We start from the raw sequence: 26,686 nt of genomic DNA, 5'->3' as shown, positions 1-26,686 counted from the left end.
CGCTTTCTGTTCAGCAGTTGGTTTCGCTTTCTTCACCTGTTTTTTATGGTGAACAGCTTTAGCTGGAGCAGAAGTCATCGTGGTTGCAGATGTTTGAGCGGGTGTGCTGGTTACGGTATCTGCGGCAAATGCGACAGAGGACAGACCCAGAGCCGCACCAGCGATCATAACTAATACTTTATTCATCATCATTTCCTCGTTGTCTCATTCACGTTTCGTGACCCTCATGTGGGCCGTTGAAGAGAGAATAGGATAAACAGAGGGCGGCTTCAGTGAGTGATTGGTTTCGGCGTGTAACCTAATGTACAGGCTGAGGAAAGCAAAGAAAACATTGAAAGACAGCGGGATCAACGCTGTCTTGACGTCAAGGCTGAATGGCGGCTGTCGCGGTTTTTACTGGCCAGCAAAAGCGGAAACGTGCACCGCCGAGCGGGCTTTCATCCACCGTAATATTGCCTTCGTAAGCACGCGCGATAGCATGAACAATCGCCAACCCCAGCCCACATCCGCCGCTGCTGTTCTCAATGCCTGCTTCCAGACGAATAAACGGTTCAAAAACACTTTCTCGGTTTTCGGGAGCAATGCCGGGGCCATCATCTTCGACTTGCAGGCACGCGATATGCGCCGCGTCGGACGTCAGGCTGATACGCAGCTGGCTGTGACAGAAGCGTAACCCATTGCCGATCAGGTTATTCAAGACGCGTTCCATCAGACGTAAATCAAGCGCGCCAATATGTGCCGAAGGGGGCATTTCCAGCGAAATCTGTTTGTCAGGATGGATAAGACGAAAATCGTCAACTTTCGCCTGTAACCATGAAGGAATATCAATATCGGTAAGATGCAGCGTTACCTGTGGGCGATCGAGCCTGGCATACGTCAGCAGTTCGTCAATCAGCGCTTCAAGTTGACCAATATCTCGATTTAATGCCTGCTGCTCATCTTCTGTCAGGTTGTCGCTCATCGCCAGCCGATAGCGCAGCCTGACCAACGGTGTGCGCAGTTCGTGCGCGATATTGTCAATCAACTGCTTTTTACTGTTGATGAGCTGGTTCAGGTTATCTGCCATTCGGTTGAAGGCGACCCCCAGCCGAAACAGGCTTGACGTGCTATCAAAGTGAATGCGCTCTTCCAGATGACCATCTCCCAGACGCTGTGCGGCATTTTCCAGTTTTAGCATGGCCTGCCAATGTGGCCGCATCCATAAGAAAACCGGTAACGCTAGCGACAGCCCGATGAGCATCACCAGCAGTAAATCCAGCAGCCGCATTTCGTGCAGAAAGAACAAATAAGGAATAGGGCCGACGGCGAGAACGTAGTGGCTGCGTGGGATACGTTGGATAAACGTGTACTCGTCATCCAGCGCGATAATTTCCCCCTGATTCAGGCGCTGCCGATTCTTGGGGCTGAGCGCATATTTACTCACCGGTTCGATGTGCAACTTGAACGACAGGTTTAAATCAAGCTGGCTGATGGTTTTATGCCACTCGCGGGGGGGGATCGCGCGTAGCTCATTACGAATGAGATACAGCGAACTTTTCATCAGGTCGTCCATGGACTGGCGTCCGGCACGTTCAGCCGTGACTTTATAGACCAGCCCGACCAGTAGTGTCATGACGACAAAGCAGGCGAACAGCAAGAGAAAAAACTGGACGAACAGTTTTCTCATAGCGTCACGCTCTCCCAGGTATTGGGGGCAAACAGGTAACCTTTGTTACGCACGGTTTTGATACGAAACGGCTCCAGCGGGTTGTCGTACAGTTTTTTACGCAGGCGGGAGATGGCCACATCAATACTGCGATCCATGCCATCGTAGGTCACGCCGCGCAGATTTTTCAGCAGCGCATCCCGATCCATAATGTGGCCAGCATGGGTCGCCAACTGCCAGAGGAGATCGAAATCCGCGGTGGATAACACGATGTGCTCTTGCCCTAATGTCACTTCCCGGTTGACCGGGTCGATACAGAGCAGGCCGAAGTGCAGTGATTTATGTACCTGCAACGCCGCGGGTGTTGTATTTTCTGCCACAGGCTGTGGCGTAGTGGCATATTGCCGCAAATGCAGGCGCAAGCGGGCAAGCAAGACTGCGGGCGGCGTGGTTTTCAGAATGTAATCATCGGCACCCATTTCCAGTGCCAGAATATGATTCATATCGCTGTCCAACGACGTTAGCAGCACAATCGGGCCGCTGTACTGTGGCCGCAACTCCCGACAGATGGTCATCCCGTCTTTGCCGGGCAGCATAATGTCCAGCAGCACAAGGTCGGGCTGCTGCTGTTCAATAAAGGCCTGTGCCTGATCGCCTCGCGCTTCAACCTGAACATCAATGTCATGCTTGCCGAGGTAGGCAGCGATCAATTTTCCAACCTCGGTATCATCTTCTATAAAAACAATCTTATGCATGGTATCTACGTCATCCCCATCTCTCTGTTGATAGCATAGCCTGATGAGCGAAGATAAACGAGAAGCGAAGCGTAAATGGGTGTTAAGTATTTGTTTATTTTTCAAAATTAGATAAGCTGCGGTGCGTGTTTTTTTAGTCGGTTCTCGCAATTTATCGAGAACGACTGCGCCATGATTATCGATTATCCCACTGGGAACCGTGCTAAAGATGAAACCGATTGATCAGATAAATAGCTGGATGCAGGAAGCCTTACGCCCTTATTTCGGTCTGGAACCGTTAGCGGCTGAATGGGATATTTTAACGGTACGCGACGGTTATTTTATCTGCTTCGAGGGTGACACGATCCGCAAGCGTATTACCGCCACTGCGTTAAATTATCAGGAAGAAGACGTTATTATTCACACGCGTGGACGTGAGGTTATTTTGCCGAGAACCTCGCGGGGTAAAGAAAAAAAACTCACTTACACCAGCGTTTCTAGCGTAATGGCTGATGGCATTGTGTTTTCCGCAGGTATCAGAACGCTGAACTCGGGAAATTACGGCTATATTAACGCCAGCAATCATCGAAATTCTATTCGACTCCCGCTGCCAGAGTGTCGGGATTTAACCAGTAAAGAGGAGATTGTCGACTGGCTGAACTCTTATCGTGAGCGTTTACCTGTTGATTATGAAAATAAACTGGAACGGCTGAGGAGTATGAAAAATCAGCAGCATAAAACCATTCCGGGCGACATCTTTCGCGTCGAAATAGATTTACATACTGATGGCTATGTTCTGGTTATTGGCAACCTGCGTCAGATGCAGAAGGACGAATTGTTTGCTGAACACAGCATCTGGCACGATGTAATGACGATGCCGCTGTTTGTTCGGCCTTACCTTTTCCGCACGACCGAGCGTAATCCCGCGCTGTCGGAGATTATGGCGTCTCCTTTGTCCGAGAAATGCTGGATTGTTATGGATGACGCTTTCCTGCGCGGCAATTACCAATATGTAGGTTCGAAAATCTTGGCAGAAGAAGACATCCTGTTTCCAGTTGGCTATGGCTCAAGTATCAGTGTGCATAAAAACGACTATCGCCTGTCGTGGGGACCCAGTTCGATCAGTAAAGCCGGTCAGGACACCGCGTTGAAAGCCGAGCGCAACTATATAAACAATGGGGCTTATAGCAGCGTGTCAGCAGACTGTTTTGTCGAGAGAGGGTTCCCTGATAGGGATAAAACGCTGTTAAACCCGAAACACCGCGAAGTATGGGAGCAGGTCTTGGCTGAGTTTGGTTTTCCGCCAGAGACAACCTACGATGCATTTGCCCAACATACCGGCGGGATGACGCGCGCCGCCTACCTGGCGTATGTCGCCAACCATAAAGCGTACCAGCGTAAGGGACGTGGAAAGAAAAAAGGTTCGTAATCGCATCAGCAACCTCGTTGAGCGGGGTGCTAATGCAGTGCTCGCTAGGCTTTTTTCTCAGAATAAACAGAAATAGTGAAACGTGTCCGAATAAAGTCGTGCTTTGGAGCGTTTACGCGTTGTCTATTCTGAGGAGAATCCTGTTATGACTCGCATTGTTCCTGTACTGGCCTTCGGGCTGCTCATCAGCCCACTGTTGCGCGCTATGCCGCTTAACTACACCATTGCTACTGATAACACCGTCATTGGGCTTTCATGGCAAGCATTTGGACACCAGTCACAAGCCTCTCTCGATGGCGTGACGGGCAACATTACACTGGATGCTGAAAAGGAAATAAATGACCGTATTGATGTGAAAATTCCAATCACGACGCTACAGGCTTCCAACAGCCTGTTGACCTATCAGTTAAAAAGCAGCCTGTTTTTTGATGCTGAACACTATCCAGCGATTACTTTCACCAGTAGCAGGGTTGTAGCGCAGGGCCATGGTCACTTTCGGGTTTTTGGTTCACTGTCGGTAAAAAACGTTCAACGCCCGGTCATTCTGGAAGCCACGCTTGAAGAACATGGGGAAACCTCATCCCATGATGGTTCGCTATTTCTTCATGCCACCACCACTATTTCGCGCTCATCTTTTAATATGGATCGGTTTATCGGAGTAGTGGACGATCGCGTAGCGATTAATATTGAAATTCAGGCGAAAGTCGGACACACCGTATAAGTATTTACCCTCCACACACAGACGGAGTTGTCCGGGCGTGGAGGGCTGTTCACTGTCTATGCCAGCGACGCTTGTAATCTGAGCGCACTTTCTGTCAGCGGCGTAACAGGGCTACGGCCAATTAATACGAACTGATAGCCGCGATCGCGCCACCAGACAACCTGCATATCATGGCGTTGCTCATTATGAAGCGCAGTGGCAGTTGCCTGGCGATCGGGGGAAATACACAGTGCCATCGGCCCATATGTAGTATGCATCCAGGTAATCTGTGCAATCGACGTATTGTCATAGCTCAACAGGCGTACCATTTTCAACGCCGCATCGTGAAGCGTCAGCTGTTGCTCATTGAGAGACAATCCGATGTCCTGAGCTGTACGAGACAGCCCTCGCTGCAAGGTCTGTGCGGAGCTGTCCGCATCGAGTAGGGTTTTAGCGCTGTACAGAGACATGTACTGGGCTTCAAGATCGCGAATTTTCTCGCTGTCGCTGAGAGCGGTCTGGGGTGAACGTACGAAGTAGCCTAACCCTGAGCCAATCACCAGAAAACTGAGAGAGGCGGCTATCAGCGAACGGCGGCTGATTCCTGCATGAGATGAGGGTTTACCAAGGATTGGTGCTGTCGTTACTAATGCCTCAAGCCTGGCCTGCATCTTCGCCTCAGGTGCTTTGTCGAGTAACGGGGCGAAGGCTTCTTCAAAATCAAGTTGGCTTTTCATCAGTTCGGCGGTGCGCTCAGCAAGCTGTTCGTCCCCCTCAAGTAATGTCTTGAATCTTTGCGCATCAGCCTCATTCATCTCGCCATCTAACCAGGCAACAATAGCTTCGTCGCTATAAGGAGGAGTAAAACTCATGGGTTTCAAGACTGTTTCTCCTTTGCAGAGGGCGTGGTATCAACGGGTTTAGCCAGCGTCCCCCGCGCGGCGGCCAGTCTGCTCATTATGGTGCCGATCGGTACTGACAGCGTGTCCGCCGCCTCCTGATAGGTAAACCCTTCGACATAAACTAAAAATACGGTATTGCGCTGTGCTTCTGGCAGTGCGCTGACGCGTTGCATTATTTTCTGGTAATGCAGACGATCGTTATCCCGCTCATGGGTATCTGGAGCCAGCAATTCCTCGCTTTCGATAAACCCTTGCCCCTGGCGTACGCGGCGGGCGCGCAGCTCAGAAATCCATATTGAGTAGAGAATGGAGAACAGCCATCTGTCGATACGGGTACCTGGGGTAAATTGTGTACTTTTTTCGAGCGCACGAACGCAAGTAGACTGGACTAATTCTTCGGCAACTTCGTGGCTGCGTGACAGTACCAGCCCATAGCGCCACATGCATTTTAGGTGAGCAGTAAGCTGCTGGCGAACTTCACTGTTAGTGATTTTTTTATCCTCACGTTACTACTCAACGTTTTAGCGCAACGCCCGTCCGCCATCGACGCCCAGTGTCTTCCCCGTCACATAACGGCTCTTGAACAAATAGTCTACCAATTGGACTATTTCCTCTTCACCGGGCGCGATTTTCATCAATGATTTTTCCAGCGTCTGCTGGCGATATTCGTCGTCATCCTGTTCCTGAAACAGGATTAAGCTGGGAGCGATGGCGTTTACTTTTACTTCCGGTGCCAGCTTGCGGGCAAATGACCGCGTCATGTTATCCAGCGCCGCTTTGCTGGCAGCATAAGCGATGTGTTTCTCACTGCCTTTTTCTACCACGTAATCTGTCAGGTGAATAATATCCGCACCCGCAATGCCTTGCCCGCGTAAGCAAGGTTCTAGCAATTGGTTGAGTAAATAGGGGGCATAGACATGAATTTGCAGCATATCGCTCAGCGTCTGCTCCAATGGTGTGTCAGGCTTTTCTGGTGCCCAACTGCTGGCATTGTGAATAATGGCGCGTAGCTGCGGCGTGAGCGATTGGATTTGCTCCGCAAAGGCATAGATGTTTTCCGTCGTGGAAAAATCGGCGTCCAGACAAATCGCGCCGTCTTGCCGCAGCGTCTCCAGTTCAGCGTAAGGTGTGCGATAGCTGATGATGACCGGGGTCGACTGCGCCAGAAACGAACGCGCCAGTGCCAGCCCAATACGCCGTGCGCCACCGGTAATTAGCACGGGGGCAGAAGAAAACATTGCCACAATTAAGTCTCCTCAACACGCGGGTTAAAAGGGGGCGAACCGTGACAATATACCTGAATTAACGACTATGCAGGGTATGGTTTTGTGCCCGGCAGAGACGGTGTGGCAAACCACGGGCGAAAAGAGGAGAAGGGGACGATGGAATATCCCCTGAACCTACATGTTCCCGTTGCCTCTGCTACGCTGAGCGTGCCGTCGTCGCCTCAATGGCCTGCGCCAATGAGCCGTAGAAGCTCAGTCGCCCTTCAATCGGGTGAACCTTTGCTCGCGCTAGCGTTTTTAGCGGCTGGAAGGGAATATCAGTAATAATGAGCTGTTTACCTTCGGGCAATGTTTCGCTAAAGCGCAGGAACGCATTGAGCCCGCCAGCATCCAGTACCGGTACCGCATCCCACTGCAAAATGATGTTTTGATAGCCTTCGCTGCGTACGGTCAGGTCGTTGAAGATGCGTTCTGCCGCGGCAAAAAACAGCGGGCCGTTGACACGCAACACCAGATGATCCGGTATTTTGGTGTCCGGCAGTTCGCTCAGACGGGTCATTTGCGCGATGCGCCGCATGAAGAGCAACGAGGCCAGCACAATGCCGACGGTAATCGCGATCACCATATCGAACAATACGGTCAACGACATACAGAGCAGCATCACGATAATGTCGTCTTTCGGTCCGTGGCGCAGTAAATCTACTACCTTGTGCGCTTCGCTCATGTTCCAGGCGACAATCAACAGCAGTGACGCCATTGCCGCCAGCGGCAGGTAAGACAGCCACGGCGCAAGTATCAGCAACGCTAACAGCACCAACAGGGCATGAACCACGGCGGAGATCGGCGAATTTGCTCCTGCGCGTACGTTGGCGGCGGAGCGGGCAATCGCGGCAGTCGCGGTAATACCGCCAAAGAAGGGCGCGATGATGTTACCGAAGCCTTGCCCCATCAGCTCGGCATTAGAGTTGTGTTTTTTTCCTGTCATGCCATCCAGAACGACGGCGCACAGCAGTGACTCAATCGCGCCCAGCATCGCCATCGAGAATGCCGCAGGCAGCAGAGCGGAAATGCTCTGCCAATCCAGCGTCATCGTCTTCCCATCGGGCGACGGGATGTCCCACGGTAAAACAAGCTGAGGCAAAATGGGCGGAATCCCTTGCCCTTGCGAACCATCCGCCAGCATGTAGCTAAAACGGGAACCGATGGTGGCCACATTTTCACCCAGTAGCGACATCATCCCCATCACCGCGACGCCTGCCAGCAGTGCGGGCAAATGGCCGGGTAGGCGAATACCGAGTCTGGGCCAGACGATGAGAACCAGCAGCGTCGTTGCGCCGATCAGCGTATCGGCAAGATGCAGGGTTGGCAGCGATTGCGCCAGTGCCGACACTTTTTCGACGTAGTGCTCGGGGACGACGGCCATCTGCAAGCCGAAGAAATCTTTGATTTGCATCGTACCGATGGTGATAGCGATCCCAGAGGTAAACCCCAGCGTCACGGAGAGCGGAATATATTCGATCAGTCGGCCGAAGCGGCAGAGCCCCATCAGCAGCAGAAACACGCCGGAAAGCAGGGTGGCGACCAGCAAGCCGGATAACCCAAACTGCTGTGATACAGGATAGAGAATGACGACGAAAGCCGCTGTCGGACCCGATACGCTATAGCGCGAACCGCCGCTGACGGCAATGACGATCCCGGCAATCGCCGAGGTATACAGCCCGTACTGCGGGGGAACGCCGCTGGCAATCGCCAGCGCCATCGCCAGCGGGATGGCGATGATGCCGACGGTAACGCCAGCGATCATGTCGTGAATAAAACGTTGTAGCGTATATTTTTCGCGCCAGCACGCGTCAATCAGCGCGCTGAACGGCCTGACGCCGTTAATTCCGTGCGTTTTCATCTAAGCAGAAACCAAAGTAAGGAAGTAAATCAACATGGCGGGCCTGCCGGTCCGTCGACGACAGCCTTACGATACGCTGGAGGCGCTTAGAAGATCCAGAGATACATCAAGAGAAGTGCAGTTTGGCGAGGCTGACGCGGCGAAAACCGCGTCAGCTGAGAGGTTATAGCGTGATGGTGATCAGATAGGCGGCAAAGAGTGCTAAATGCGCACTGCCGCTCAATACGTTCGTTCTCCCAGTGGAGAATGTAATGTGGCACAGCACCAACACAGACAGCATCACGACGATATGTGGCATATCCAGCCCGAAGTTTAGCGAGCGGCCTGTCATCATCGCGATGAGGGTAACGGTCGGGACGGTGAGTGAAATCGTCGCCAATACGGAACCAAAGAACAGGTTCATGGCGCGCTGAACCTGATTTTTTAGAACAGCACGGATAGCTCCCAGCCCTTCAGGTGAGAGAATTAACAGCGCGACCAGAAAGCCCGTAAACTGCGTCGGCGCGTTCATTTCGGTCAGCAGCGTTTCCAGCGGCATTGAGTTTGTCTTGGTCACGGCAATAACGGCAATCAGATGAACCAGAAGCCAACCGGTGTGCCACAGCGAACTGTGCGCGGACGGTTTACCGTGATGTGGATCGTCGCCGTCACCTTCATCTTCATGTTCATAGACAAACAGACTTTGGTGCGTACGCGTTTGAATTAACAGAAAAACACCGTACATCGCCGCAGAAATGGCGGCAATAATCAGCGACTGCGCTACGCTGAAGTTACCGTCAGGTAAGGCGCTGGGGAAAACCAGCACAATCACCGCCAACGGGAATATCGCCATCAGATACTGCTTGATGCCACTGAGGTTGACATACTGCGTGGCGAATTTACGGCCACCGAGCAAGAGGGCAAAGCCCACCAGGCCGCCAGTGACGATCACGATAATGGAATAGAGCGTATCACGCATCAGGTCCGGGCCCGCGTCGCCAGTGGCCATCAACGCCGATATTAGGCTGACTTCAAGAATCACGACGGATAGGCTGAGGATGAGTGAACCGTAGGGTTCACCCAGGCGATGAGCGAGCACATCAGCATGGCGTACTACGCTAAATGCACTGAAAAGAATACCGGCTAGCGCGAGGGCGTTAATACCGAGAATGGCGACAAAATCTTGTGAACTGCCCCACATGTAGAGCACGGCCAGCGCAATAACAGGAAAAATGAGTGAGTATTCATGATGGCGAGTTTTGACCACCTCAGCATGAGACTTCATTGTGGGTGTTCTCCTTATCCAGAGGAATAGTGCGGCAAAATATCCCCGTCATACATCAAGCTAGCGCACTGACAACTCGAATGACTCGGGGCATAAAGCAATTTATTAAGGACATAAAACCATTTATTCATGGCCGTAACACGATAATAAACCGCAAAAGGTTACTAAAAAGTAGTTATAACGTAATAAAACGAACAATATGATAACAGATTGCTGTGTTTGTGCGGTTTTTTTTTACGGATTTTTACGCTTTGAGCATAAATTCAAATGAAAAGGGAGAATCTGCATATCTTCTCCCTATAGTTATAATATCAAATGTATTTTTTATGGTTATTCGTCAGGATTGTCCATAATATCGTGGCGTTTATGATGATAATCCTCTTCATTTAGCCCTTCTCGCCAATAAGGTACTGCATACATCTGATTTCGTTCACACCCGCGTTCCCGACGCGCATGGCGACGAAGCTGGACCACGATACGATCCTCACCGGCTAACCAGTAAAATGCATTTTCAGCCGCTGGGAGTGCCTGAAAATGCTGCAACAGCGCGTCGGTCATTTCTGTCCCGCCGACGATCCAATGCAGTTGAAGCTGTGATGGTTTCGCGATATCGAGTTTATCAGCCTCGCTGTCGACACGGATCACCGCATGTCCTTGAGCATCATCAGGTAGGTTTTCCAGCAACGCCATGAGCGCGGGGAGTGAGGACGGGTCGGCTGCCAGATAATACGCGGCGGCGGGAGGCAGCATCGGAAGTGGGCCGCCGGGTTGCGAGATACCCACCCAGTCACCGGGCTTGGCCTGACGAGCAAAATTGACGGCTGGGCCAACGTGCTCATGCAGCGCGAAAACCATATCCAGCTCCGCATCCTCTGGTCGCAACGCCCGGACGCTATAGGTGCGAACGATAGGGCGGGCTTCGCCTTCCGGCCAGATCGGACCACGTTCACCGATGACGGGCAGAGCGGGTTTTTGTTGTCCATCCTGAGGCAAAAACAGTTTGAGATGTGCACCGTATCGCTCGACTGGGTAGTCGCGCAGCGCATCATGATGGAACGTAATACAGCGTAAATGTGGGGAAATATCGTGAATCTGTTTAACCTGAACTAAAACAGGCTGACGAGGCGTTGCCATTCAGTGTCTCCGTGGTAGTCAATTCCAGTATGGGAAATAATAACAACACGAGATGATAATTATTATCGCTTTGTGTCTAGTCGTTGTCATTTCCATCGAAATAAATACGCTGTTGGGCTTTCATATTCAGCGAAAGGCCGAAGATAGGTATCTGTTATCACAAAAATGGTGTTTATATCAGGAAAACGTCAAGTCTGACGCCGTATTGCCGATGAGTTGATATAAAGGCGGAACATCACGTGATGCGAAACATTATCACGAACTTTTTCAGGTTTTGTGACCCGTATCAAGCTTGATCGCGAAGCCATAAATGAATAACCTCAGGTTCTATAGTGTTGTAAAATTAAACAGATGAAGCAGTTGGTTTTTTAAACACAGGCGAGAGCCGATCTGATGAGCAGAAAAAGAGTAGGGCTGGGGGTGGTAAGTAGTGTTAACACGCGATTTTTTGCAGAAAGCAGATTGTAGAACGTCTTTTGGATGTATTGAAGAAACCTTACTGCTCACGCCGCAACAGCGGGCTGATTCTCTGGACAGGACGCTGGCGCTACGGCCCAATAGCTGTCCTGTCTGGGTATTTGGCTACGGTTCACTGATGTGGAATCCGGTTTTTGACGCCGAAGAAATCTGTCTGGCAACGTTGGCGGGGTGGCAGCGTGCTTTTTGCCTGCGCCTCACTATCGGTCGCGGCACGACAACACAGCCGGGGCGGATGCTGGCGCTGCAACCCGGCGGGCAAACAACGGGTTTGGCTTTCCGCCTACCCGAAACCTCATTGCGTGAAGATTTGGAACTGCTCTGGAAGCGAGAAATGCTGACGGGCTGCTATCGTCCGCTCTGGTGCGAACTGCATCGCAAGAACGGTACACCGCTGACGGCGCTGGTGTTTGTTTCCGAGCCGGAACATCCCTTGAACGAAAATGATACCTGCATTCAGAGCGTCGCACCGCTGATTGCGCGCGCTAGCGGCCCGCTTGGCACCAATGCGCAGTATCTTTTTGCACTCGAACAAGAACTGAAAAATCATGGAACAGAAGATGAACGCGTGAGCGAATTGGCGCAGCGGGTGCGTATTCTGCAACAGTCGTGCTCTGAGTCAGCAGGAAATGGTCAATAACGGTAAGTGAGTGGAGAAATTCACGGTGAACGACGATATCGCCATTCACCGTGAAACGAGGAAGTGGCTGTATTACCAGCCGACGCCAACACCCATGGTGTACAGCGTGTCGTCAACATTCCCCTGATTACTTTCGATACGGGTCCGTGACACTTTCATGGTCATAGAAGACCAATCAGTCAGCTTGAAGCGCAGGCCTGCATCCGCTTTCAGATAGATGGGTGCCGTGCCATCAAATGAACGTCCCAATTCACCGTTGGTGAAGGCTTCAACGTTTTTGCTGAACAAATAGCGGTTGTACGCCCACTTTATCGCGCCAGAGTAGAAGTCATCATCGCCCTGATCGCGGTACACGAAGGTTTGGGAGTTGACCAGAGACGTCAGTGAGAACGCGCCTAAATCATTATCCCAGAACTGATAACCGGGACCGAGACCGAAAGAACGGTTGATTTTAATGCTTTCAATCCAGTCACGTTTGTACTGATAACGGCCCTGCCAGAACCAGTTTTCATCCACGAATTTATCCAGCGCATATTCGCCAGCCGCATTCTTGGTGCTCTCGACTTTATCCTCTTTTGCCAAATGGTAACTGGCATCAAGGTTGTGTCGCCATGTATCGTGACGTGCTTTGGTGTTCAGCGTCACATCGTAGTTATCGGTTTCTGTCGAGCTTTTCTTGTGCGACATGCCAGCATCGATATTGCCTTTCCAGGCGAAATCGGTCACCAGCGGCTTCTGTGCCACGATGGAAGTGATTTCGGACAGTGGCAATGTTTGCGGACCTGCTGCTTCGTTAGCAAGCGACGGGCTTGCGACGATAGCGCGGTTTTCGCCCGCTTTGATCGTTGGATACAGTACGCCTTTCTCGTAGCGTTCGCCTTGAATCACCAGACCGTGGTCAGATTCAAAGGTTTTCACCTGATCCCAGGCTACGGAGATGGAGCCTGCATAGTCGGTGTTGATAAAGAGTTTGCCGCCGTCAAGCAGCGTGATTTTCCCTGTGACTTTGTCGCCATTGTTCAGCCAAATGGTGTCAGCGCGACTTTGCGTAATGCCTGCGGAGAGGGCGATGACCAAGCTGAGGGAAGAGATTGCGTGTTTGGATAGTGTCATTATTGCCAAATAAACCGTGGTGACAGGTAGTGAGATGTCCGTCGAAGACGTACAGCCGATAAAAACGAACCGGTTTAGCCCGGAACGGCAAACATTAACAGGAATCTGAGTGATGCTCTACCCGAAAACGATAATTGATTAGAATGTAAATAGTTATAAAAGTTGCTATTGATGATTAACCGCTATAACGCGACATATGTCACATTTTTAGCGGTGGCAGAGGACGTCGATGTGGGGGGGGATCTCTGGCCTGCGTGTTTCAGGCCAGAGAGCGTGTGCGATGATTGTGCTACGCGGTACGCTGCGTGCGTGATGTATTGCTGCTAAGGAAACGTGAGGTCAGGAACGTCCTTACGCGGAACACGATTCGTTCCTGGAAGAGAACGCATAGCGTCACGGTGCTGAGCAGGAAAATGATATAGCCCGTCATGGACAACTGCACTTGACCGGCTGCGGCAATACACTGATCCCAATCGCTGAAACAGGCCATCGGGTTACCGCGTACCAGCTGTTCCAAAGTGCGGAATAGATTGAAGAGCGGAACATGTAGCGCAAAGATGGAGAGCGATGCAGCCCCCAGTCGTGGCGACCAATGCCGCAGCCACTCGCTGTCAGGCTCACGCGCCAGCGCACTGAGACACACTAAACCGACCTGAGCTGGCAACAGCAAACCGTTGTGCAGCAGAAAGTACCAATAGGCGTCACCTTTCGTGAATAGCCAGGTTGCGACGAGGAAGTTGATACCGATAAACATGGCAACGCTGTAGCGCTGGCCCTTGCTTAATGGTGAGCGATCTTTCTGGCGATAATGACGAAACAGCGCATAGCCTAAAATCCCAGCCAGAAATTCTGGCAAACGAAAGATCGGCCCACGTTGCAACAGCCCTGTGTACGGCATGCCGAACTGCTGCTGCCAAATCACCCAAATCGGCGGTATCAGATACAGTAAGCAAACAATCCCCATCCACAGCCACGGATGACGGCTGTTCAACAGACGCGGAGCCAACAGCGGAAACGCCAGATAGAAAAAGAACAGCGTAGAAAGCGACCATAACGGGGCATTGAAGGTCAGGAAGTAGGGATTCCATGCCTGCAACATCAGTACCTGCAATAACCCGTTGAACGCCAGTTGTGCATTCGTCATGTAATGGCGCAGCGTTTCGGGGTCGGCAGCGGGGTCGTTGGTGTCATAAATGACGAAGCGCGCGCTGGCAACTTGCCCTTCCGGCGGCACTGCCAGCCACTGCATGAGCGTGACGACGGCAATAGAAGACAACAGGGCAATGATATGGATAGGGTAAAGATTAAAGAAGCGTTTAGCCCAGAACTGGCGAACAGGTTCACGCAGACGCCCGTCCTTAATGTAGACATGCGCGAGCAAAAAGCCAGACAGGACAAAGAACGTGCTGGTGGCGAAGAATCCCATACTAGTGAGTTCACTCAAGAAAGGGATACGCTCACGCTGGGGATAAATGTGAACCGTGTGATAAATCATCACATAGCAGCCGAGCAAAAATCGTAACCATTCCAGGCCGATAAATCGCTCTTTACTGACCTTCTTCATGTTGTTCCTCAACGTTAAACTCGGTGTAAAAGCTTAAAAATGCGATTACAAACTAGTTTAGACGAGAGCAACGTCACATTAATTAGGATAATGGCTATAAATGCCGGTGCCGTTTAGCAACCGTTTAATTTATTGGGATAGCGGTGGTATTTCCACCAACTTCTGCTGCATCCTCGCTCGCGCGAGGATAATCTCGATGGGAGGGGCGCCTGAGCGCCTTATCCTTACCGCTGATCATAACTGCCTGTTGTTACGGTTTGATTAAATGACTTTTTCTTGCAATACCCAGACGGCTGCTTCAACGCGCGATTTGAGCTTCATTTTCTTCAACAGGTGTTTAACGTGAACTTTAACAGTACTTTCCGTAATGGTGAGCTTACGTGCAATCACTTTATTAGAGAGTCCCTGAGCCAGCAATTTCAGAATATCGCGCTCGCGTGGCGTGAGTTGCTGAATATCCCGGTCACTGCTGTGGCGGCTTTCACGCAGGCTAGCGGCCAGAATCGGTGTCAATGTTTCACTCAGCACCATTTTCCCAGATGCTGCCTGATGCAGTGCGGCTAATAAATCTTCCGGCTCCATATCTTTCAGCAGGTAACCATCGGCGCCATTCTTTAAGGCATTGACCACATCGTCTTCATGGTTAGATACACTAAAGACCACAATGCGGCCGGAGAGTGACTTTTCCCGCAGACGATTTAGCGTTTCCAGGCCATTCATGCCGGGCATATTTAAATCGAGCAGAATCAAATCCGGGTCCAACTGTTCCGCGAGTTCGACACCCTGTTCGCCGTGACTGGCTTCACCCGCCACCTGTAACTCTGGGTCCATGCTGATGAGTTGTTTAACGCCATTGCGCAACATGGGATGGTCATCAATCAGCAGTAGGGTGGCGGCGTCTTCGTTAATCATGTGTTTCTCCTGTTAATGGTAGCCGGTGACGGTATTCGGAGAGGAAACTGACATTGACTTCAGTCCCCCCTAGTGGCCGGCGTCGAACAATGCATTCGCCGTGCAAACCTCGTGCACGGTCGCGCATGATAATCAGTCCATAGTGGTTGGCGCGGCTGGCATCATCGGGAATGCCGATGCCGTTATCCGTCACGCTAAGTTCAATACAACCCTGACGTAGTTGCAGCGTGATATCGACCTGCGTGGCCTGCGCGTGTTTATAAATATTGCTCAGTGCTTCACGCACAATTTGTAGAACGTGAATGCCTTGATGAGCAGAGACCGACTGTGGTGGCAAATGGTAATGCAGTTCGATGGGATACCCTAACCGCTTGCCGAATTCATCGACCGATGCCCGCAGTGCGGCAAGTAAGCCAGACTCAGACAGTTTCAGCCGGAAGGTGGTCAACAGCTCACGCAGTTGGCGATAGGCTGTGTTCAACTCTTCCCGCATTTCCGTCAGCAACTGCTGTGAAGCGGGGGGCAAATCGCCGCCCTGCATTTGCAGACAGCTCACCTGAATTTTCAGGCAGGAGAGGGATTGTGCGATAGAGTCGTGTAGTTCACGGGCAATGGTGGCGCGTTCTTCCATCAGCATCAACTGCTGCTGATGGTTGGATTGTCGTTCTAACGCCAGCGTACTGGTCAACTGCTCTAATAAGGTATTCAGCAACTGATTCTGATCGCGACTGAGTGCGGTATTACCCGGCAATGTGGCCAGCACAACGCCGTATTGTCCGTGTTTATCGTGGAGATCCCAACAGTGAGGATCACCCGGCAATTCTTCACGTTTTGCCTGCATCCCGCAGCTCTGACAGCTGTTATCCGGGCAGTGATCCGGTTGTAATTGGCTGAAATCGCTGAACTGATGAAACTGCTCCTGATTGTTATCTTCATACAGCCGCAGTTGAATATTGCGCAGCGGCGTTAATGAGGGTAATTCGTTCAAGATCGGCATCAGCCGACTACACAACGGCGCACCAGTATGCAGGCGGCGACTGGCGCGATAAAGGAAAGAAAGCAGATCGTTTTTCTGTTGCAGATCGGCGGTTTTCTCGGCCACGCGCTGTTCCAGGCTATGGTACATGGCGGAAAGTTCATCCGACATGCTGTTCAACACCTGCCCCAACGTGCTCATTTCATCATGGCCGTTGATGGTGACGCGTTGGGTGAAGTCACCCTGTCCGATAGCCTGCGCCATCGAAACCAGACGTCGCCACGGCGTTAACAAGCGGCGACGTAGATAAAAGAACGTGGTAACCAGCAGGATAAACATGATGCCGATGAAGATACGCTGCACCAACGTGACCATCATTAACCGCTGCTCGGTTTTATGATCGATAGCGGAAACCAGATCGTCCAGTTGTTTCACGAAACGAGCGACATCCGGCGAGGCATCGGCAGAGTGCGTCGCCTGCCGCAGATGCGGTTGCAGGCTCTCCAGCCAGAAAACGCGCAGCGCAGTGAATTGTTCACTGAGTCCTTCCCGGCGCACCGCCTGCTGAAGGTCGCTACTGATTTCATCTTCTTCCAGTTCTTGCAGATAAATTTCATTCTCGGCAGAGAGCGGCACCATCGATAGCAACCGGTAGCTTTGCATACGCAGCGAGCCTGCTTTATTAATGGCGTGCGCATTCCCTTGGATGCTTTGTGACATCCAACTGGAAACCGACATGCCGGCAATGCCCAGCAAACCGAGTAGCAACATCAATAGTGCAACCTGATTGACGAGCGACAGCGGCAGCAGGAAACGTTTCAACATAATAAAGCGACCTCTGCTGGAGGAGTAGAAAACCAGTACCGAGAAGGATAACCCTTTTGGCATTTTTCCCGATCCTACATGATAACCCTATACCCACTAGTGAGTACCACCGAATATCCACGCCTTGAAAGGGGATATGACAGTAAGAAAAAAGAGAGAGATAACAGATTGAATTATTGATGCTTATTTTTCTATTTTTATTACTCATTAAGGAGTGTGGTTATTTTTACCCGGTTTTTTTACCTGACAGCGCGTTGATTTGCATCAACTTTACCTGCTGTGTAATCCCTAATGTTGCGCCTTAATTCTACCGCGTTTTTATTTATCGAGGTTTTTATGACGCAGCCTTCATCACCCGAAAAAGTATCGCAAAGCACGCTGATAAGGGAATGGAATCCTGAAGATGCAAAATTATGGCAATCTGGTGGACAACGGATTGCACAGCGTAATCTTTGGATCTCCGTACCGTGCCTGCTGTTGTCGTTTTGTGTCTGGATGATTTTCAGCACCGTAGCCGTTAACCTAAACAAGGTCGGATTTAGTTTTACCACAGACCAGTTATTTTTGCTTACCGCGTTGCCTTCCGTCTCCGGCGCGCTGTTGCGTGTGCCTTACTCCTTCGTTATCCCCATGGTTGGCGGTCGCCGTTGGACGACATTAAGTACCATCATCTTGGTGATCCCGTGTATTTGGCTCGGGTTTGCCGTACAGAACCCGCAAACGCCTTACAGCATTTTCGTTACGATTTCCCTGATGTGTGGTTTCGCGGGGGCTAATTTTGCTTCCAGCATGGCTAACATCAGTTTCTTTTTTCCTAAATCACGTCAGGGCAGTGCGTTAGGTATTAACGGTGGATTGGGTAACCTCGGCGTGAGCGTGATGCAGTTGCTGGTGCCGGTGGTGATTTTTCTGCCGATTCTGGGCTTTTCCGGTAATGGCGTTGTTCAGCCAGACGGTAACCAAATTTGGTTGCACCATGCCGCATGGATGTGGGTACCGTTTCTGGTGATTGCCGCAACCGCTGCCTGGTTTGGCATGAACGATCTGTCGACGGCCAATGCATCAATACGCAAGCAGTTACCCGTTTTGAAGCAAATGCACTTGTGGGTACTCAGTTTCCTGTATCTGTCCACGTTTGGCTCATTTATCGGTTTCTCGGCGGGCTTCGGCATGCTGTCCAGAACGCAGTTTCCCGACATCGTTATTCTGTACTACGCGTTCTTCGGGCCGCTGCTGGGCGCGTTGGCGCGCCCGGTTGGCGGCATGCTATCCGATCGCTTTGGCGGTGTGAAAGTCACGTTGATTAACTTCATCCTGATGGCGATTTTCTCGGTGTTACTGTTCCTGTCTTTGCCGAGTGCGAACTCTGCTGGTTCATTCGGGATGTTCTTTGGCATCTTCATGATGTTGTTCCTGACGGCGGGTTTGGGGAGTGGGTCAACGTTCCAGATGATTGCCGTGATTTTCCGTAAATTAACGGGAGATCGGGTTAAAGCGCAGGGTGGCAGCGATGCGGATGCACAGAGTTCTGCCGCTACAGATACCGCCGCGGCGCTGGGCTTCATTTCGGCCATTGGCGCTATTGGCGGCTTCTTCATCCCGCAAGCCTTCGGGATGTCGCTTGAGTTGACTGGTTCACCCACTGGTGCGATGAAAGTGTTTGTGGTGTGCTACGTGGTGTGCATCTTGGTGACCTGGTTGTTCTATGCCAGAAAGAAAAATTAGTTGCCTAAAATTCCAGAATATTCTCTGTTTCTGTTTTTCCGGCGTAAAAATTATGCAGCGGTGGGCATGAGCACCAAGTGAGCGGCATGGACGCCGCGAAAGTCAGTGCCGCGTCTGACAAAAACGTCAGAGACGTTTTTGAACAGCACTTGTGCTGGCCCGAAGGGCGAGCTCCATTTATGGGGCGAGTAAACGCGTCACTGGCGGCTCGAATAGTGCTCATGAACACCGATGGGACCGCCGCAGCGGCATAATTTAGCCGGAAGCCTGGGGTCTCGGGGCGAGCGGCGCTTGAGCCGCCCCGAGTCGGGCGCGTGCTACGAAGTAGCATGAAAATGACAGTGTTGTCGCGCACGAAACATTCGCAATATCTGCATAAAACATAAAATGTGACTACGACGCCTTCTCCTTTTCGGAGAGGCGTTTTTTTTCGCGCTGTATCCAGCTACCCCCTTTACTGAATTTGTACGATTTTTCGTCGCCTCCCGACTACTACCTCTAAATAGTCGTGTGTATGAATTCAGTATAAACACAAAATCAGTGGTTTTATTTTTATCTTTTAAAATCATTTATTTATGTGTTTTTTGTATAATAATTCTTTGGTGGTAGATGGTGATGTACTCCGTTTTTTACCGGGGGACACTCTTGATCGTTATCAAGTTTGGCGGCGCGGTTGCTGGATACCCTAGCGCCAATTTGAGCGATGTGTCGTTAGCAAAAACAGATGTCTGCTACGAGCATTTCATAACGACAGGAGCCAACAGGCTTCGCAGCAGGAGAGTCCGGATGAGCAAATTCCTTGACCGGTTACGTTACTTCAAACAACTGGCCGAACCGTTTTCCGACGGTCACGGGCAAACCCTCAATACCAATCGTGACTGGGAAGATGGCTATCGCAGTCGCTGGCAGCATGACAAAATCGTGCGTTCTACCCACGGGGTAAACTGCACCGGCTCATGTAGCTGGAAGATTTATGTGAAAAACGGTCTGGTGACGTGGGAAACACAGCAGACTGACTATCCGCGTACCCGCCCGGATCTGCCTAACCATGAACCTCGTGGCTGCCCACGTGGCGCCAGCTACTCTTGGTATCTGTACAGCGCAAACCGCCTGAAATACCCGATGATGCGTAAACGCCTGATGAAACTGTGGCGTGAAGCGAAACTGACGCACAGCGATCCCGTTGATGCCTGGGCATCCATCGTCAACGATCCCGAAAAAACCAAATACTACAAACAAATTCGTGGTCGTGGTGGCTTCGTGCGTTCAGATTGGAATGAAGTTAACGAACTCATTGCCGCCTCTAACGTTTACACCGCCAAAACCTATGGTCCAGACCGCGTTATCGGCTTCTCACCGATTCCGGCGATGTCAATGGTGTCCTATGCCGCCGGTGCGCGTTACCTCTCTCTGCTCGGCGGTGTGTGCCTGAGTTTCTACGACTGGTACTGTGACTTACCGCCAGCGTCACCGATGACCTGGGGTGAACAGACTGACGTACCGGAGTCTGCCGACTGGTATAACTCCTCTTACATCATTGCCTGGGGCTCTAACGTTCCGCAAACCCGTACGCCGGATGCCCACTTCTTTACGGAAGTGCGCTACAAAGGCACCAAAACTGTCGCGGTCACGCCGGACTACGCTGAAATCGCCAAGCTGTGCGACCACTGGCTGAACCCGAAACAAGGCACCGACAGCGCGATGGCGCTGGCAATGGGACACGTTATTCTCAAAGAGTTCCACCTCGACAAACCGAGCCAGTATTTCAGCGAGTACGTTCGTCAATACACGGACTTACCGATGCTGGTGCTGCTGGAGCCGCGTGAAGATGGTTACTACGCAGCGGGTCGTATGCTGCGTGCCTCCGATCTGGTGGACAACCTCGGCCAAGACAATAACCCGCAGTGGAAAACCATCGCGATTGACGATGAAAGCGGCAATCTGACGGCTCCGCAAGGATCGATCGGCTACCGCTGGGGCGATCAGGGTAAATGGAATCTGGAACAGCGCGATGGCGTCAGCGGCGAAGAAGTGAAGCTGCGCTTGAGCCTGCTGGGGTCTCACGACGATGTGGTTGATGTTGGCTTCCCGTATTTTGGCGGCGCGGTCAGCGAACATTTCAACAACGTTGCGCTAGAAGAAATCCTGCTGCACAAACTGCCCGTTAAGCGCCTGACGCTGGCTGACGGTAGCGAAGCGCTGGTTGCCTGCGTGTATGACCTGACCATGGCAAACTACGGTTTGGATCGCGGTCTGGGCGACGACAACTGCGCACGCGATTATGACGATGTAAAAGCGTACAGCCCAGCCTGGGCCGAGAAGATTACGGGCGTTTCTCGTCAGAACATCATTCGTATTGCGCGTGAATTCGCGGATAACGCGGATAAAACGCACGGTCGTTCTATGGTCATCGTCGGTGCGGGTATCAACCACTGGTACCACATGGACATGAACTACCGCGGCATTATCAACATGCTGATTTTCTGCGGCTGTGTCGGCCAGAGCGGTGGCGGTTGGGCGCACTACGTTGGGCAAGAAAAACTGCGTCCGCAAACCGGTTGGACGCCGCTGGCGTTTGGTCTGGACTGGCAGCGTCCGCCTCGTCACATGAACAGTACGTCGTTCTTCTATAACCATTCCAGCCAGTGGCGTTATGAAACCGTCGCGCCGCAGGAACTGCTGTCACCACTGGCAGATAAATCCCGCTTTACCGGCAGCATGATTGACTTCAACGTGCGCGCCGAGCGTATGGGCTGGTTGCCGTCTGCACCGCAGTTGAACGTTAACCCGCTGGATATCGCCGAGAAAGCGCGTGCTGCCGGCGTCACGCCGCAGGAATATACCGTTGCTGCGTTGAAATCAGGTGAAATCAAATTTGCCGCTGAACAGCCGGATAGTCCGCAAAACTACCCGCGCAACCTGTTCATCTGGCGTTCTAACCTGCTGGGTTCTTCCGGTAAAGGCCACGAATATATGCTGAAGTACCTGCTGGGTACGGAGCACGGCATTCAAGGGCAAGATCTGGGTACCGCGGGCAGCGTGAAGCCGGAAGAAGTGGAATGGCGCGACCAGGGCGTTGAAGGCAAGTTGGATCTGGTGGTGACGCTTGATTTCCGTATGTCCAGCACCTGTCTGTACTCCGACATCGTCCTGCCAACGGCAACCTGGTACGAAAAAGACGACATGAATACCTCGGACATGCATCCGTTTATTCACCCGCTGTCTGCGGCTGTCGATCCGGCGTGGGATTCCAAAAGCGATTGGGAAATCTATAAAGGCATCGCGAAAGCCTTCTCTCGCGTGTGTCAAGGACACCTTGGTCAGGAAACCGATCTGGTTACGTTGCCGATTCAGCATGACTCCCCGGCAGAAATGGCGCAGCCGTTCGGCGTGGATGACTGGAAAAAAGGCGAATGCGATCTGATTCCGGGCAAAACTGCACCACACTTAATGATGGTGGAGCGCGATTACCCGAACCTGTACGAACGTTTCACCTCGCTCGGTCCATTGATGGACAAGCTGGGCAACGGCGGTAAAGGCATCGGCTGGAACACGCAGACCGAAGTCGATTTTCTGAAAAAGCTGAACTACACCAAGGCTGACGGTGCGGCGGCGGGTCGTCCGAAGATTGAAACGGCGATCGATGCGGCAGAAGTGATTCTGTCTCTGGCTCCAGAAACCAACGGTCAGGTAGCGGTGAAGGCGTGGGAAGCGCTGAGCAAATTCACTGGTCGTGACCACACGCATCTGGCACTGAATAAAGAAGACGAGAAAATTCGCTTCCGCGATATTCAGGCGCAGCCGCGCAAGATTATCTCCAGCCCGACCTGGTCTGGTTTGGAAGACGAACACGTTTCCTATAACGCCTGTTATACCAACGTTCATGAGCTGATTCCGTGGCGTACGCTGTCCGGTCGCCAACAGCTGTATCAAGACCATGAATGGATGCGTGCCTTTGGTGAAAGCCTGCTGGTGTACCGTCCGCCGGTTGATACCCGTGCGGCTGAGCCGGTGCTGAATAAGAAGCCTAACGGCAACCCGGAAAAAGCACTGAACTTCCTGACGCCGCACCAGAAATGGGGCATTCACTCCACGTACAGCGACAACCTGTTGATGCTGACGCTGGGTCGCGGTGGCCCGATTATCTGGCTGAGCGAAGACGATGCGAGTGACTTGGGTATCGCGGATAACGACTGGATAGAAGCGTTCAACGCCAACGGTGCGCTGACAGCGCGAGCAGTGGTGAGTCAGCGTGTGCCTGCGGGAATGACCATGATGTACCACGCGCAGGAACGCATTATTAACCTGCCGGGATCGGAAATTACCCAGCAGCGCGGCGGTATTCACAACTCGGTGACCCGTATCACGCCGAAACCGACCCATATGATCGGCGGCTACGCCCAGTTGGCTTATGGCTTTAACTACTACGGCACCGTCGGGTCAAACCGCGATGAGTTCGTCGTGGTTCGTAAAATGAAACGCATCGACTGGCTGGATGATGAAGGTCAGGACTATGTACAGAAAGCGGTACAGCAGGAGAAAGCCTGATGAAAATTCGTTCACAAGTGGGCATGGTGCTGAATCTGGACAAATGCATCGGCTGTCACACCTGCTCCGTTAGCTGTAAAAACGTCTGGACCAGCCGTGAAGGGATGGAGTACGCCTGGTTCAACAATGTCGAAACCAAACCGGGCGTGGGTTATCCCCATGCCTGGGAAGATCAGGAAAAGTGGAAGGGCGGTTGGATACGTAAAATCAGCGGCAAGCTTGAACCGCGGATGGGTAACCGCATTAGCGTGTTGTCCAAAATTTTTGCTAACCCTGATGTGCCAGAAATCGACGACTACTATGAACCGTTCGACTACGACTATCAGAACCTGCGTAAAGCGCCGGAAGGTAAACATCAGCCTGTCGCCCGTCCACGCTCGCTGATTACCGGTCAGCGGATGAAGAAAATCGAAACCGGCCCGAACTGGGAAGACGATCTGGGTGGTGAATTTAGCGTACGCGCCAAAGATAAAAACTTTGAGCATATGCAGAAAGAGATGTACGGCCAGTTCGAAAACACGTTCATGATGTATTTGCCACGCCTGTGCGAACACTGTCTGAACCCGGCGTGTGTGGCGACCTGTCCGAGTGGCGCGATCTACAAACGCGGCGAAGACGGTATCGTCCTGATCGATCAGGACAAGTGCCGTGGCTGGCGTATGTGTTTGACCGGTTGCCCGTACAAGAAAATTTACTTCAACTGGAAGAGCGGCAAATCAGAAAAATGTATTTTCTGCTACCCGCGTATTGAAAGTGGTCAGCCAACGCTGTGTTCAGAAACCTGCGTTGGACGTATCCGCTATCTGGGTGTGCTGCTCTATGATGCCGATCGCATCGAACAAGCGGCTTCGGTGGAAAACGAGAAAGATTTGTACCAGAGCCAACTGGATGTGTTCCTTGACCCGCATGACCCTAAAGTCATTGAACAAGCGCTGAAAGATGGCATTCCAAACAGCGTGATTGACGCGGCGCAGAAATCACCGGTGTACAAAATGGCGATGGACTGGAAGCTGGCGCTACCGCTGCACCCAGAATACCGCACGCTGCCGATGGTATGGTACGTGCCGCCGTTGTCACCGATTCAGTCTGCCGCGGATGCGGGTCAATTGGCGCACACTGGCGTACTGCCGGACGTCGAAAGCCTGCGTATTCCGGTGCAGTATCTGGCGAACCTGCTGACCGCAGGGGATACCGAGCCTGTCTTGCTGGCGCTGAAACGTATGCTGGCGATGCGTCACTACAAACGTGCAGAAACCGTGGAAGGCAAAATCGATACCAGCGCGCTGGAGCAGGTTGGGCTGACTGAAGCACAGGCGCAGGAAATGTACCGCTATCTGGCGATTGCTAACTACGAAGATCGTTTTGTGATCCCGTCAAGCCATCGTGAACTGGCGCGTGAAGCCTTCCCTGAAAGCAAGGGCTGCGGTTTTAGCTTTGGCGATGGTTGCCACGGTAGCGATACCAAATTCAACCTGTTTAACAGCAAGCGTATTGATGCCATTGATGTCAGCAACAAAACGCGCGACATGAACAGCAAAATCATGCGGGAGACGAATCATGATTAGCCTGCGGATTATTGCCAGACTGCTGGACTATCCCGATAGCGAGCTGTGGGAAAACAAGGCGGAGTTGATCGAAGCGGTAGAGCAGGCTGATGCTTTACCGCTGCGTGAGAGTCATCAGCTCATGCAGTTCATCAATACGCTGTGCGCGCAGGACTTACTGGACAAACAGGCGGAGTATAGCGGCCTGTTTGACCGCGGTCGTGCGACGTCGCTGCTACTGTTCGAACACGTTCACGGCGAGTCTCGTGACCGTGGTCAGGCGATGGTCGATCTCATGCAGCAATATCAGGATGCCGGTCTGGCACTGGATTGCCGTGAGTTGCCGGACTATCTGCCGCTGTATCTTGAGTACCTTTCTCGTCTGGAACCCGCGCAAGGTCGCGCGGGTTTACTCGACATCGCGCCGATTCTGGCGTTGATTGGTGCGCGTTTGCAGCAGCGTGACAGCAGCTATGCCGCGCTGTTCGATCTGCTGTTGGCGTTGTCCGGCAGTGACCTGAAAAGTGACGATGTCACACACCAGGTCGCTGACGAGGCGCGCGACGACACGCCGCAGGCGCTGGATGCCGTGTGGGAAGAGGAACAGGTTAAGTTCCTCGGCGAAGAAGGCTGCGCATCGGCTCAACAAACGCAACATCAACGCCGCTTCGCTGGCGCGGTGGTGCCGCAATATCTGAATCTTGACGCTACATCGGCGGGAGGGCAACGCTAATGAGTGCAATCACGAATTATTTCAATATATTCTTTTTTGACATCTATCCTTACCTGGCGATGGCTATTTTCCTGATTGGCAGCTGGCTGCGTTATGACTACGGCCAGTACAGCTGGCGTGCCGGTTCGAGCCAAATGCTGGATAAGAAAGGGATGCGTCTGGCGTCTAACCTGTTCCATCTGGGGATCTTAGGCGTATTTGCCGGGCACTTCCTCGGTATGCTGACGCCACACTGGATGTACGAAGCCTTCCTGCCAATGGATGTAAAACAGAAAATGGCGATGTTCGGCGGTGGTGCGGCAGGTCTGCTGACGTTTGTTGGTGGTGCGCTGCTGTTAAAGCGCCGTCTGACTAACCCGCGCATTCGTGCCACGTCCAGCGTTGGCGACATTCTCATTCTGTCTCTGCTGGTGATTCAGGCTGGTTTGGGTGTACTGACCATCCCGTTCTCTGCACAGCATATGGACGGCAGCGAAATGCTGAAGTTGGTTGGTTGGGCACAGAGCGTGGCGTACTTCCAAGGGGGGGCGTCTGCCCATCTGGTGGGTGTCGCACTGATCTTCAAACTGCATATCGTGTTGGGTCTGACGCTGTTCGTCCTGTTTCCGTTCTGCCGTTTGGTTCATATTTGGAGTGCACCGGTCGAGTACCTGACTCGTCGCTACCAGCTCGTGCGTAACCGCCGCTAGGCATGA

The 26,686-nt window shown here is 52.2% G+C and carries 21 protein-coding genes; 8 read left to right on the top strand and 13 right to left on the bottom strand.

Annotated elements, in window-relative coordinates; all coding sequences use genetic code 11:
- The 3 genes from asr to rstA all read right to left on the bottom strand — a co-directional run.
- Window positions 1-186, bottom strand: a 186-nt coding sequence (gene asr / locus A6301_RS02555) for an acid resistance repetitive basic protein Asr (RefSeq protein WP_234257179.1), incomplete at its 3' end; no start/stop codon positions are given.
- A gap of 178 nt (window positions 187-364) precedes the next feature.
- Window positions 365-1,666, bottom strand: a complete 1,302-nt coding sequence (rstB, locus tag A6301_RS02550; protein WP_234257039.1) for a two-component system sensor histidine kinase RstB — start codon at window positions 1,664-1,666, stop codon at window positions 365-367.
- Window positions 1,663-2,400 (bottom strand): two-component system response regulator RstA, encoded by a 738-nt coding sequence (rstA, locus tag A6301_RS02545; protein ID WP_107169671.1) that lies wholly within the window; start codon window positions 2,398-2,400, stop codon window positions 1,663-1,665. Before rstA ends, rstB begins: the two co-directional genes overlap by 4 nt.
- A 208-nt stretch (window positions 2,401-2,608) precedes the next feature.
- On the opposite strand from rstA, the gene A6301_RS02540 reads away from it, so the two are divergent.
- Window positions 2,609-3,808 carry an immunity 26/phosphotriesterase HocA family protein gene (locus A6301_RS02540; RefSeq protein ID WP_234257038.1) on the top strand — a complete coding sequence of 400 codons (1,200 nt, stop codon included), beginning with the start codon at window positions 2,609-2,611 and terminating at the stop codon, window positions 3,806-3,808.
- Window positions 3,809-3,953: 145 nt separating this feature from the next.
- Window positions 3,954-4,529: a YceI family protein gene (locus tag A6301_RS02535; protein WP_234257037.1), complete on the top strand. Its 576-nt coding sequence runs from the start codon at window positions 3,954-3,956 to the stop codon at window positions 4,527-4,529.
- 56 nt (window positions 4,530-4,585) lie between these two features.
- Here A6301_RS02535 and A6301_RS02530 read toward each other — a convergent pair whose 3' ends face one another.
- The 6 genes from A6301_RS02530 to A6301_RS02505 all read right to left on the bottom strand — a co-directional run bounded on the left by A6301_RS02530 (window position 4,586) and on the right by A6301_RS02505 (window position 10,934).
- A complete protein-coding gene (locus tag A6301_RS02530) occupies window positions 4,586-5,389 on the bottom strand; it encodes an anti-sigma factor (RefSeq protein ID WP_234257036.1) in 804 nt (267 codons plus the stop codon).
- Entirely contained in the window at window positions 5,386-5,901 is a 516-nt protein-coding gene (locus A6301_RS02525; RefSeq protein WP_370642167.1) for a sigma-70 family RNA polymerase sigma factor, read from the bottom strand. Before A6301_RS02525 ends, A6301_RS02530 begins: the two co-directional genes overlap by 4 nt.
- Before the next feature lie 30 nt (window positions 5,902-5,931).
- Window positions 5,932-6,654 (bottom strand): dihydromonapterin reductase, encoded by a 723-nt coding sequence (gene folM / locus A6301_RS02520; RefSeq protein ID WP_234257034.1) that lies wholly within the window; start codon window positions 6,652-6,654, stop codon window positions 5,932-5,934.
- Window positions 6,655-6,832: 178 nt separating this feature from the next.
- A complete protein-coding gene (dauA, locus tag A6301_RS02515; protein ID WP_234257033.1) occupies window positions 6,833-8,536 on the bottom strand; it encodes a C4-dicarboxylic acid transporter DauA in 1,704 nt (567 codons plus the stop codon).
- Between the two features lie 163 nt (window positions 8,537-8,699).
- Window positions 8,700-9,800 carry a sodium-potassium/proton antiporter ChaA gene (gene chaA / locus A6301_RS02510; RefSeq protein WP_205542623.1) on the bottom strand — a complete coding sequence of 367 codons (1,101 nt, stop codon included), beginning with the start codon at window positions 9,798-9,800 and terminating at the stop codon, window positions 8,700-8,702.
- A gap of 330 nt (window positions 9,801-10,130) precedes the next feature.
- Window positions 10,131-10,934, bottom strand: coding sequence for a siderophore-interacting protein (locus A6301_RS02505; RefSeq protein WP_234257032.1), 804 nt, complete (start codon window positions 10,932-10,934; stop codon window positions 10,131-10,133).
- A gap of 430 nt (window positions 10,935-11,364) precedes the next feature.
- On the opposite strand from A6301_RS02505, the gene A6301_RS02500 reads away from it, so the two are divergent.
- Complete coding sequence (locus tag A6301_RS02500) at window positions 11,365-12,051, top strand: gamma-glutamylcyclotransferase (protein ID WP_107169664.1); 687 nt, start codon at window positions 11,365-11,367, stop codon at window positions 12,049-12,051.
- A 72-nt stretch (window positions 12,052-12,123) separates the two neighbouring features.
- Here A6301_RS02500 and A6301_RS02495 read toward each other — a convergent pair whose 3' ends face one another.
- The 4 genes from A6301_RS02495 to narX form a co-directional block, all read right to left on the bottom strand.
- On the bottom strand, window positions 12,124-13,164 hold the full coding sequence (locus A6301_RS02495) for a DUF481 domain-containing protein (protein WP_205542620.1): 1,041 nt from the start codon (window positions 13,162-13,164) through the stop codon (window positions 12,124-12,126).
- 289 nt (window positions 13,165-13,453) lie between these two features.
- On the bottom strand, window positions 13,454-14,728 hold the full coding sequence (locus A6301_RS02490) for an acyltransferase (RefSeq protein WP_205542617.1): 1,275 nt from the start codon (window positions 14,726-14,728) through the stop codon (window positions 13,454-13,456).
- Between the two features lie 261 nt (window positions 14,729-14,989).
- Entirely contained in the window at window positions 14,990-15,640 is a 651-nt protein-coding gene (gene narL / locus A6301_RS02485) for a two-component system response regulator NarL (protein ID WP_010276892.1), read from the bottom strand.
- Window positions 15,633-17,441, bottom strand: a complete 1,809-nt coding sequence (gene narX / locus A6301_RS02480) for a nitrate/nitrite two-component system sensor histidine kinase NarX (RefSeq protein WP_205543358.1) — start codon at window positions 17,439-17,441, stop codon at window positions 15,633-15,635. The genes narL and narX overlap by 8 nt, the downstream gene beginning before the upstream one ends.
- Before the next feature lie 336 nt (window positions 17,442-17,777).
- Between narX and A6301_RS02475 the strand changes: the two genes are divergently transcribed.
- The 5 genes from A6301_RS02475 (at window position 17,778) to narI (ending at window position 26,680) form a co-directional block, all read left to right on the top strand.
- Entirely contained in the window at window positions 17,778-19,166 is a 1,389-nt protein-coding gene (locus A6301_RS02475; RefSeq protein ID WP_234257031.1) for a NarK family nitrate/nitrite MFS transporter, read from the top strand.
- A 786-nt stretch (window positions 19,167-19,952) separates the two neighbouring features.
- A complete protein-coding gene (locus tag A6301_RS02470) occupies window positions 19,953-23,714 on the top strand; it encodes a nitrate reductase subunit alpha (protein ID WP_234257030.1) in 3,762 nt (1,253 codons plus the stop codon).
- Window positions 23,714-25,279, top strand: coding sequence for a nitrate reductase subunit beta (gene narH, locus A6301_RS02465; RefSeq protein WP_107169659.1), 1,566 nt, complete (start codon window positions 23,714-23,716; stop codon window positions 25,277-25,279). The genes A6301_RS02470 and narH overlap by 1 nt, the downstream gene beginning before the upstream one ends.
- On the top strand, window positions 25,272-25,991 hold the full coding sequence (gene narJ, locus A6301_RS02460) for a nitrate reductase molybdenum cofactor assembly chaperone (protein ID WP_107169658.1): 720 nt from the start codon (window positions 25,272-25,274) through the stop codon (window positions 25,989-25,991). The genes narH and narJ overlap by 8 nt, the downstream gene beginning before the upstream one ends.
- Window positions 25,991-26,680, top strand: a complete 690-nt coding sequence (gene narI / locus A6301_RS02455; protein WP_234257029.1) for a respiratory nitrate reductase subunit gamma — start codon at window positions 25,991-25,993, stop codon at window positions 26,678-26,680. The genes narJ and narI overlap by 1 nt, the downstream gene beginning before the upstream one ends.
- The last annotated feature ends 6 nt before the right edge of the window (window positions 26,681-26,686 follow it).

It is taken from the genome of Pectobacterium sp. IFB5596 (genome assembly GCF_021432585.1).
Lineage (GTDB): Bacteria > Pseudomonadota > Gammaproteobacteria > Enterobacterales > Enterobacteriaceae > Pectobacterium > Pectobacterium punjabense.
This window is presented reverse-complemented; position numbering and strand designations above follow the sequence as displayed.